9 protein-coding genes are annotated in these 7,936 nt (G+C 70.6%); 3 read left to right on the top strand and 6 right to left on the bottom strand.

Annotated elements, in window-relative coordinates; all coding sequences use genetic code 11:
• Positions 1 to 1,186, bottom strand: a 1,186-nt coding sequence (locus Q8N10_RS04345; RefSeq protein ID WP_305663869.1) for a pseudouridine synthase, incomplete at its 3' end; no start/stop codon positions are given.
• 12 nt (positions 1,187 to 1,198) lie between these two features.
• Between Q8N10_RS04345 and tadA the strand changes: the two genes are divergently transcribed.
• Both tadA and Q8N10_RS04335 read left to right on the top strand, forming a co-directional pair.
• Complete coding sequence (gene tadA, locus Q8N10_RS04340) at positions 1,199 to 1,651, top strand: tRNA adenosine(34) deaminase TadA (RefSeq protein WP_304775862.1); 453 nt, start codon at positions 1,199 to 1,201, stop codon at positions 1,649 to 1,651.
• A complete protein-coding gene (locus Q8N10_RS04335) occupies positions 1,648 to 2,082 on the top strand; it encodes a DUF6265 family protein (RefSeq protein WP_304775864.1) in 435 nt (144 codons plus the stop codon). Before tadA ends, Q8N10_RS04335 begins: the two co-directional genes overlap by 4 nt.
• Here the strand turns inward: Q8N10_RS04335 and Q8N10_RS04330 are convergent.
• Positions 2,068 to 3,789 (bottom strand): alkyl sulfatase dimerization domain-containing protein, encoded by a 1,722-nt coding sequence (locus tag Q8N10_RS04330; protein ID WP_304775867.1) that lies wholly within the window; start codon positions 3,787 to 3,789, stop codon positions 2,068 to 2,070. The two genes, Q8N10_RS04335 and Q8N10_RS04330, sit on opposite strands and share 15 nt — an antisense overlap.
• A gap of 125 nt (positions 3,790 to 3,914) precedes the next feature.
• Between Q8N10_RS04330 and Q8N10_RS04325 the strand changes: the two genes are divergently transcribed.
• Positions 3,915 to 4,793: an SDR family NAD(P)-dependent oxidoreductase gene (locus tag Q8N10_RS04325; RefSeq protein ID WP_304775869.1), complete on the top strand. Its 879-nt coding sequence runs from the start codon at positions 3,915 to 3,917 to the stop codon at positions 4,791 to 4,793.
• Between the two features lie 129 nt (positions 4,794 to 4,922).
• Here the strand turns inward: Q8N10_RS04325 and Q8N10_RS04320 are convergent, their stop codons facing one another.
• The 4 genes from Q8N10_RS04320 to Q8N10_RS04305 are packed head-to-tail and all read right to left on the bottom strand — an operon-like array spanning position 4,923 to position 7,571.
• Positions 4,923 to 5,471, bottom strand: coding sequence for an NUDIX hydrolase (locus Q8N10_RS04320; protein WP_304775871.1), 549 nt, complete (start codon positions 5,469 to 5,471; stop codon positions 4,923 to 4,925).
• Between the two features lie 2 nt (positions 5,472 to 5,473).
• Complete coding sequence (locus tag Q8N10_RS04315; RefSeq protein ID WP_304775873.1) at positions 5,474 to 6,064, bottom strand: GNAT family N-acetyltransferase; 591 nt, start codon at positions 6,062 to 6,064, stop codon at positions 5,474 to 5,476.
• Complete coding sequence (locus Q8N10_RS04310; RefSeq protein WP_304775876.1) at positions 6,061 to 6,816, bottom strand: sulfite exporter TauE/SafE family protein; 756 nt, start codon at positions 6,814 to 6,816, stop codon at positions 6,061 to 6,063. The genes Q8N10_RS04315 and Q8N10_RS04310 overlap by 4 nt, the downstream gene beginning before the upstream one ends.
• On the bottom strand, positions 6,813 to 7,571 hold the full coding sequence (locus Q8N10_RS04305) for a sulfite exporter TauE/SafE family protein (protein ID WP_304775878.1): 759 nt from the start codon (positions 7,569 to 7,571) through the stop codon (positions 6,813 to 6,815). The genes Q8N10_RS04310 and Q8N10_RS04305 overlap by 4 nt, the downstream gene beginning before the upstream one ends.
• Positions 7,572 to 7,936: the final 365 nt, after the last annotated feature.

Below are 7,936 nucleotides of genomic sequence, written 5' to 3'. Positions count from 1 at the left end.
CCCCTTGCGGACGCGGGGCGTCCGGTCGGGGAGAACGCTCCGGACGCGGCGCGTCTGACCGAGGGGCGGCCGGGCGCGGCGCACGGGGCTCGGCGCGTTGGGCGGCGAGGCGCGCGTCGGACCGTGGGGCCCGCGCCGGGCCGCTGGGCGGGATGGCGGCGGGACGGACCTGGGCGACAGGGCCGGCCGGTTTCGGCTTGGTCTTGCGCTTGGGATGCGGGCTCGGCGTGATGGTGGGCTTGGCCCAGCCGGCCTTGTAGACGGTCTTGGGCTTGGCCGGCATGCCGTCGTCAGGTCCCGTGTGGTGGCCGGCGCCCGGCGCGGTGCGGCCCCGGCGCTGGACATCGCCGCCGGCCCAGGTGGCGATCGGCTTGGAGAACTGGGCGCGGTCGCCGGTGGGCAGGTTTCCGGCCGCGATGTGATCGGCGAACTGCTCGCGGATGACGCGGGGCCCGACCTCCTCGATCTCACCCACCGCCAGGGTTCCCAGGGCGAGCGGGCCGTAGGACATGCGGATCAGGCGGTTCACCGTCAGGCCAAGAGCCTCCAGCACGCGCCGGACCTCGCGGTTCTTGCCCTCGGCCAGGGTGACGGTGATCCAGACGTTGGCGCCCTGGGGACCTTCCTTGGCCTTGTCGAGGTGGGCCTCGATGGCGCCGTAGCTGACGCCCTCGACGGTGATGCCGTCCTTCAGGCGATCGAGCTTCTCCTGGGTCACCCGGCCGCGCGCCCGGGCGCGGTAGCGGCGCACGACGGCGCTGGCGGGCAGTTCCAGGGCCCGGGCCAGGCCGCCGTCATTGGTCAGCAGTAGCAGGCCCTCGGAATTGAGGTCGAGGCGGCCCACCGAGATCAGCCGCGGCAGGGCCTTGGGCAGGGCGTCGAAGACCGTCGGGCGTTCCTGGGTGTCCTTGTGGGTGGTCACCAGGCCGACGGGCTTGTGATAGCGGAACAGGCGCGCAGGCTCGGCGGCCTGAACGAGCGCACCGTCGACGGTGAGCACGTCGTCGGGCTCCACCTTGGTGGCGGGCGTGGTGACCCGCTCACCGTTGACGAACACGCGGCCGGCCTCGATCAGGCGTTCGACCTCGCGGCGGGAGGCGACGCCGGCCCGCGCCATCGCCTTGGCGATGCGTTCGCCGCCTTGACCTGCGGGGTCGTCCTGGGTGTCTTGGGGATCGTGGACCATGATCTTCGCACCATGCGCATCGCGCTCGAAGCCGCGCAAGCCGCAGCCGACCGGGGCGAGACCCCGGTGGGCGCCGTGGTGGTCGATCCTGTGTCGGGTGAGGTGGTGGCCGTGGGCGCCAACCAGCCCATCGGGTCCCACGATCCCACCGCCCACGCCGAGATCGTGGCGCTGCGGGCGGCGGCGGAAAAGCTCGGCAACTACCGGCTGACAGGCCTGACCCTGGTGGTGACCCTGGAGCCCTGCGCCATGTGCGCCGGCGCCATCAGCCACGCGCGGATCGGCCGCGTGGTGTTCGGGGCGCAGGACGCCAAGGGCGGGGCGGTGATCCACGGCCCCCGCTTCTTCGAGCAACCCACCTGCCACTGGCGGCCGGAGGTCACCGGCGGCGTGCTGGCCGACGAGAGCTCGGCGATGCTGAAGGGCTTCTTCCGGGCGCGGCGCAAGAAGGGAGAGCCGACATGATACTGGCGATACTGGCGGGCGCGGTGATCGCCGCCCTCGTCGACCTTGCCTGGATGTCCGGCTCCTGGACCCATGAGAAGGACGGGGTGGTGACGCGGGAGACCTGGCTCGCGCCGCTCGGCGGGGCGATGTCGGGGGCGGGCCAGATCAACCGTCCGGGCAGGCCGGCGCGCTCGGAGTTCATGACCATCACCGTGGGGCCGCAGGGCCTGACCTTCACCGCCTATGTGGACGGCCAGCCGCCGACCCCCTTCGTGGCGATCGCCAGCGATCCCGGCAGCGCGGTCTTCGAGAACCGGGCCCACGACTTCCCCCAGCGCGTCATGTACCGCCGCTGCGGCGAGAACCTCTGCGCCGGGATCGAGGGCGTGGTGGCCGGCAAGCCGCGCGCCGAGCATTGGACCTATGTGCGGGCCTCAGCCGCGGAATAGATCCAAGACCGTCGCCAGGTCCGCCGGACCGCCCTTCTCCAGCTTCAACTTGCCGGAGGCGAGCGCCCCCTGCATTGCGCCCGGCGAGGCCATGGCGGTCACCAGGTCGGCCTTGGTCCCCGCCAGCACCACGCGGGCGTCCGGGGCCACCCCCGTGGAGGTCTCGGCCACGCCGCGGCGGACGCGGATCGTCCAGTCGCCCTCACCGGCCAGCCGCAGGGCCAGCGCCGTCTCGGCCTGCGCGGCCTTCTCGGCGTTGAGGCGAACCGGGAAGGTGGCGACGATGGCGCTGGCCGGGAGGCCCGCGGCCTGGGCGCCGCCCTGGCGCGCGCCGATGATGGTCTTCCAATCCGGCGCCTTGCCCGCCAGTTCAGCGGCCTGCTCCAGATAGTAGTTGCGGCCGTTGGGAGAGACGCTGTCGAAGCCCAGTTGGCGCAGGGCTTTCACCTCCAGGGCGTCGGCCTGGGGCTTCAGAGCCGGGTCGGCGCGGCGGGCGTGGGTCGCCAGCTCGGCGGCCCACTTCCAGCGGCCCTCATTGTAGGCGGCCTGCGCCTTGGCGAGCGCGGCGGCGGGTCCGCCGGCCAGGTCGGTGATCTCCCGGGCGCGCAGGTCCGGCGCGTCCCTGGAAAGCTCCGCGGCGTCGCCGCTGAACCAGCCCATATAGCCCGCGAACACCGAGCGCACCGACCACTCCACGGTGCCGTAGTGCTCCAGCAGATAGGGATCTGTCGCCAGGTGGGCGGGCAGCTTCACCTTCTCGACAATCTCGTCAGGCGTCAGGCCCTGGTTCATCCAGCGGACAGTCTGATCGTGGACGAAGGAAATCGCGTCGCGATAGTCGGTCAGGGTCGTCGCGATGGCCTCCGCGCCGACGATGGGCCGGGTGTGGGACGGGACCAGCACATCGGCGCCCAGGGCGCGCATGCGGTCCAGCGAGGCCGCCCACTGGACGGGGTCGCGATAGCTGGTGCCGCGGATCGTGTAGAGGTTGGGGAAGGCCTTGTAGATGTTGTCGCCGGGGAACAGCACCCGGCGCTCGGGCATCCAGACGAAGAGCTGGTCCTCGGTCTCGCCGGGGGCATGCTCAAGGACGAACTGTTCGCCGCCAAGCTTGATGGAGAGCTTCTGGTCGAAGGTCAGGTTGGGGGCCACGAAGCCGCCCGCCCCGCCGCCGCCAAAGGCCGACAGGAAGGGGCCGATGCCGACGCTGACGAAGCCGTCCGGCGTGCCCTTGGGCAGGAAGACGCCGTACATGCGGGCCGCGCGGGCGGCTATGGAGGGGGCGGCGACCCCGTTCCACTTGGCGGCCTCCCGCAGCAGGGTCGCCTGGGCGATCACCTTGCCGCCCTTGGCCAGCGGGAAGGCCGAGGCGCCGCTGATGTGGTCGTTGTGGTTGTGGGTGTAGATGATGGCCACCACCGGCTTGCCGCCGGCCCGCGGCGCGAACTCGGCCCACACCTTCCGGGCCTCCTCCAGGCTGTCGGTGGTGTCGATGATCACCACCCCGGTCTTGCCCACCACCATGATGGAATTGGCGATGCCGTAGCCGACGGCGGAGAACACGCCGGGCGCGGGCTCATAGACCTTGGCCGGCGCGAACTCGGCGGTGTGGGCGGCGAGCGAGGGGGCGATGCGGGCGGCCGGTTCGTCGGCCAGGGCGGCGGTGGCCAGCAGGCCGAACGCGGCGGCGGCGAGTGCGCGGATCATGGTGTTTCCCCAACCTGACGGCTCTTTCCGTCAGGAACACCCCTGCCCCGACGGCGGTCAATACTTGTCAGGTGGCCAGCGCGGTTCGATGATGCGGGATAATTAAATTCATAGGGAGAACGACCATGGGACTTCTTGATGGGAAGGTGGCGATTGTCACGGGCGCCGGCGGCGGTCTGGGCGAGGCCTATGCCAAGCTGTTCGCCGCGGAGGGTGCGAGCGTCGTCGTGAACGACCTGGGCGGCAGCCGCGACGGCTCCGGGAACGGCGCCAGCGCCGCGGCGCAGAAGGTGGTGGACGAGATCATCGCGGCGGGCGGCAAGGCCGTGGCCAACGGCGACGACGTCTCGACCATGGAAGGCGGCGAGAATATCGCCAAGACCGCGCTCGACAACTACGGCCAGATCGACATCCTGGTCTGCAACGCTGGCATCCTGCGCGACAAGACCTTCGCCAACACCTCTGAACAGGACTGGGACCTGGTGGTGAAGGTGCACCTGAAGGGCACCTATTGCTGCACCATGCCGGTGTGGAAGTGGATGAAGGACAACGGCAAGCCCGGCGCCATCGTCATGACCAGCTCCACCTCGGGCCTCTACGGCAATTTCGGCCAGTCCAACTACGGGGCGGCCAAGGCCGGCATCTACGGCTTCATGCGCGTGCTCTCCATCGAGGGACGCAAGTACGGCATCCGGGTCATGGGCCTGGCGCCGGGCGCCTTCACCCGCATGACCTCGGATCTGCCGGGCCGTCAGGGCAAGGAGCCCGACGCCATGAGCCTGCCGGAAAACATCGCGCCGGGCGTGCTCTACATGGTCTCCGACCTGGCCGCCGACCACACCGGCAAGGTGCTCGGCGTCTCCTCGCGCGGCGTGCGCGAGATCAAGATGATGCAGACCGACGGCTACAACCCGGGCCGCCCCTACACCGCCCAGGACGTCGCCGACCACGCCAAGGAGGTGTTCTTCCCGGCGGCCGAAGAGAAGACAGCGGCCAGCGCTTAGCGGGATTGGGTTTTCCTCCCCCGTTTACGGGGGAGGGGGACCGCCGATCAGGCGGTGGAGGGGGCGCGACCGGGCGCCGAGCTTGAGGCTCGCCCCCTCCACCCCGCTACGCGCGGTCCCCCTCCCCCGCTACGCAGGGGAGGAAGGCGAACGCCGCGCCCCCATCGCCAGCCCCAGAATGGCCCGCTGCTCCAGCGACAGGGCGGCGAGCGCGCGGGAGATCGGGACCAGGCGCGAGCCGGTCTCGATCTCGCCTGCGCGCTTCAGGCTTCCGCGCCGGTAGTCGCCGGCCTCGCCCACGAACAGCAGATGCAGAAAGTCGGGATAGGGGTAGCGGTAGTTGTCGGGTCGCGCCGACAGATGCCGGAAACAGATCATGGCGAAGAGGCGGGGGCTGGGCGCGGACCAGCCGCACTCCTCCCGCAGTTCGCGCGCCAGTGTCTGGCTGATCGTCTCGCCGGGCTCTCTACGGCCGCCAGGCATGACGTGGCTGTCGATGCCGTCGTCCACCACCACGACCTTGGCGCCCTTGAACACCACCCCGCGCACCGAGGTGACGAGGTCGTCCGGCGGGGACTCGGCGCAGGGGAAGACCCGCACCGACAGATGGATCTGCGGGCCCCAGCGGGCCTCGCCCTCATAGCTGGGCGTGCGGCCCGCGATGAGGCTGTCGAACACGCCTAGGCCTCGAAGGCCGCCAGGCGCGCGTCCAGCCCATCCCGCACCGGGGGCCACTCGTCCTTCAGCACCGAGAAGATGCAGGTGTCGCGCACCCGGCCGGTCCAGGTGACGCGGTCCTGGCGCAAGGTCCCCTCCAGCTTGCCGCCCAGCTTCAGCACGGCGGCGCGGCTGCGGGCGTTGATGGCGTCGACGCGGAAGACCACGCGACGCGCGCCGTCGCCGAAGGCCTGGCCCATCATCAGCCGCTTGGCCGCTGGGTTCACCGGGCCGCCGCGATAGTCGGGGTGATAGTAGGTGCCGCCGATCTCCAGGCTGGCGTTGGGCAGGTCGTAGGAGGAGTAGCAGGTGATGCCGATGCAGCGGCCGCCCACCAGCACCGCCCAATGGATCGAGACGCCCTTGGCCTGGTTGGCGGCCATCCGGCGCCACTGCGGGTCGAAGTGCTCGCCGGCCATGGAATAGGGATAGAGGTCGGTCCAGACCGAGGGGTCGGCGTCGCAGGCCTCGCGCAGCTCTTCCTTGTGCGCGTCGGTGAAGGGCTCCAGCCGCACGAAGCGGTTCTCCATCATCCGGGTCGGATCGACTTTCATTGGCCCCTCGCAAACAGGATCGCCGCCTGGACGAGGTACACCGCCGCGACCCCGGTGAAAATCCAGCGCCGCCAGGCGCGGAAGCCCTGGTCGGTCAGCCTGTCCAGCACCCGGGCCCCGAGGGTGACGCCCAGGACGGCCAGGGCGCAGGCCGCAACGAGCAGCCAGGGCGGGGCGAAGCCGTCGCCGCCGGCCAGCAGGATCGCGCCGCCATAGAACAGCACCTTGGACAGGTGGCTGAACATCTGCAGGGCGGCCTTTGTGGAGAGCACCTGGTGGCGGGTCAGCGCGCTGCGCACCAGGAAGAGGTCGGCCAGGGGTCCCGATATGCCGGAGGTGAGCGCCATGGCGGTGGAGAGCACACCGGCCAGCACCGCATGGCTGGGCCGGGCGGCGTCCAGCGGGCTGTAGCGCTCCGGCACCCAGATGAGGATCGGCAGCAGGCCCAGCGCCAGATAGACCACCGCCTTGCTCGGAATGTACGAGACCACCGTGAAGGCCGCCATCGTGGCCACCGCGCCGATGGCGTAGAAGCCCACCACCTTCCAGACGATGTGCCTGACGTGCAGGACGATGCGCGAGGCGTTGGACGCCATCTGCACCAGGCCGTGGATGGCGAGCGCCGATGGCACCGGCAGCAGGGCGGTCAGCACCCCCATCAGGATCAGGCCGCCGGCCATGCCGAAGACGCCCGAGAGGGTGGCGGTGGCCAGCACCGCCGCCAGGATCAGGGCCGCCAGCCCACCGCTCATTGGCCGCTCAGGAACAGCTGGCCGGCCTGGACCAGGTAGAGGACGCCCACCGCCGTGACGATGAGGCGGGTGTAGCGCTTGAAGTTGATGTCGGTCATGCGGTCGAGAATGCGCCCCCCCACCACCGTGCCCAGCATGGAGAGCGGAATGGCGGCCGCGAACAGCCACAGCGGCGGCATGCCGGCGCCGTCCTGGCTGCGCAGCATCAGCCCGCCATAGACCACCACCTTGGCCAGGTGGGCGAAGACCTGGGTGGCGGCCTTGGTGGCGACGATAACGTGGCGGGTGAGCGCCGTGCGGACGAAGAAGATGTCCAACAGCGGCCCGGCCACCCCGGCCGTCAGGTTCACCCCGGTGACCATGATCCCCGACAGCAGGGCCTGGGCGGGCTTGGCGGCGTCCAGCCTGATCCAGTCCTGGGGCAGCCAGAGCAGGGCCGGCAGCAGGCCCATGAACAGGAAGAGGGCCGGCTTTGAGGGCGCGAGCGCGATGAGCGAGATCACCCCCCCGGCGATCAGCGAGCCCAGGGCGTAGAGGGCGACGATCGACCAGGCGACATGCTTGCGATGCAGGATGGCCCGCCAGCCGTTGGCCACCAGCTGCAGCAGCCCGTGGGTGACGAAGGCCGCCGAGACGGGAAGGACCAGGGCCAGCCCGCCCATCAGGACCAGGCCGCCGGCCATGCCGAACACCCCCGACAGGGTGGCGGTCGCAAAGGACAGAACAAGGATGAAGAGGGCTGCGAGAGCGCTCATGGGTGGTCCTCCGGTTGCGTCCGCTTCGTCGAGAGGGACACAGGCCCCCTCCGATCGCGAACAGCTGCGCATCGTGCGCGGAATGTGCGGGTCCGCCCGCTCACCCTCCGGAGGAAGGCGCCGTGCTCTCAGACGTCCGCCGGTCGCGGCGAGGACGGAGCCTTAGGGATCACGCGCTGGCGGATCGACCCCGGCTCGTTGGGAGCGGGTTCGCTCTACACCCGAACAAGCGCGGCCGTCGAGAGGGGGGCAATTCCTCCCCCAGGGTCGCACTCAACTTCGGGGGTCGAACTGACAGGCGGCTGCTCGATCCGTGGCCAGTTCATCGCGAGGGGCGCCAAGGCGGAGGCAGGTTGGCGAAAAGG

It is taken from the genome of Phenylobacterium sp., from assembly GCF_030693625.1.
In the GTDB taxonomy this organism is placed as follows: Bacteria; Pseudomonadota; Alphaproteobacteria; order Caulobacterales; family Caulobacteraceae; genus Phenylobacterium; species Phenylobacterium ferrooxidans.
This window is presented reverse-complemented; position numbering and strand designations above follow the sequence as displayed.

Coding starts and splice junctions, on each gene's coding strand:
- Q8N10_RS04310 (WP_304775876.1), bottom strand. CDS start 6,816: ATGAGCGGTGGGCTGGCGGCCCTGATCCTGGCGGCGGTGCTGGCCACC.
- Q8N10_RS04315 (WP_304775873.1), bottom strand. CDS start 6,064: ATGAAAGTCGATCCGACCCGGATGATGGAGAACCGCTTCGTGCGGCTG.
- Q8N10_RS04335 (WP_304775864.1), top strand. CDS start 1,648: ATGATACTGGCGATACTGGCGGGCGCGGTGATCGCCGCCCTCGTCGAC.
- Q8N10_RS04325 (WP_304775869.1), top strand. CDS start 3,915: ATGGGACTTCTTGATGGGAAGGTGGCGATTGTCACGGGCGCCGGCGGC.
- tadA (WP_304775862.1), top strand. CDS start 1,199: ATGCGCATCGCGCTCGAAGCCGCGCAAGCCGCAGCCGACCGGGGCGAG.
- Q8N10_RS04305 (WP_304775878.1), bottom strand. CDS start 7,571: ATGAGCGCTCTCGCAGCCCTCTTCATCCTTGTTCTGTCCTTTGCGACC.
- Q8N10_RS04330 (WP_304775867.1), bottom strand. CDS start 3,789: ATGATCCGCGCACTCGCCGCCGCCGCGTTCGGCCTGCTGGCCACCGCC.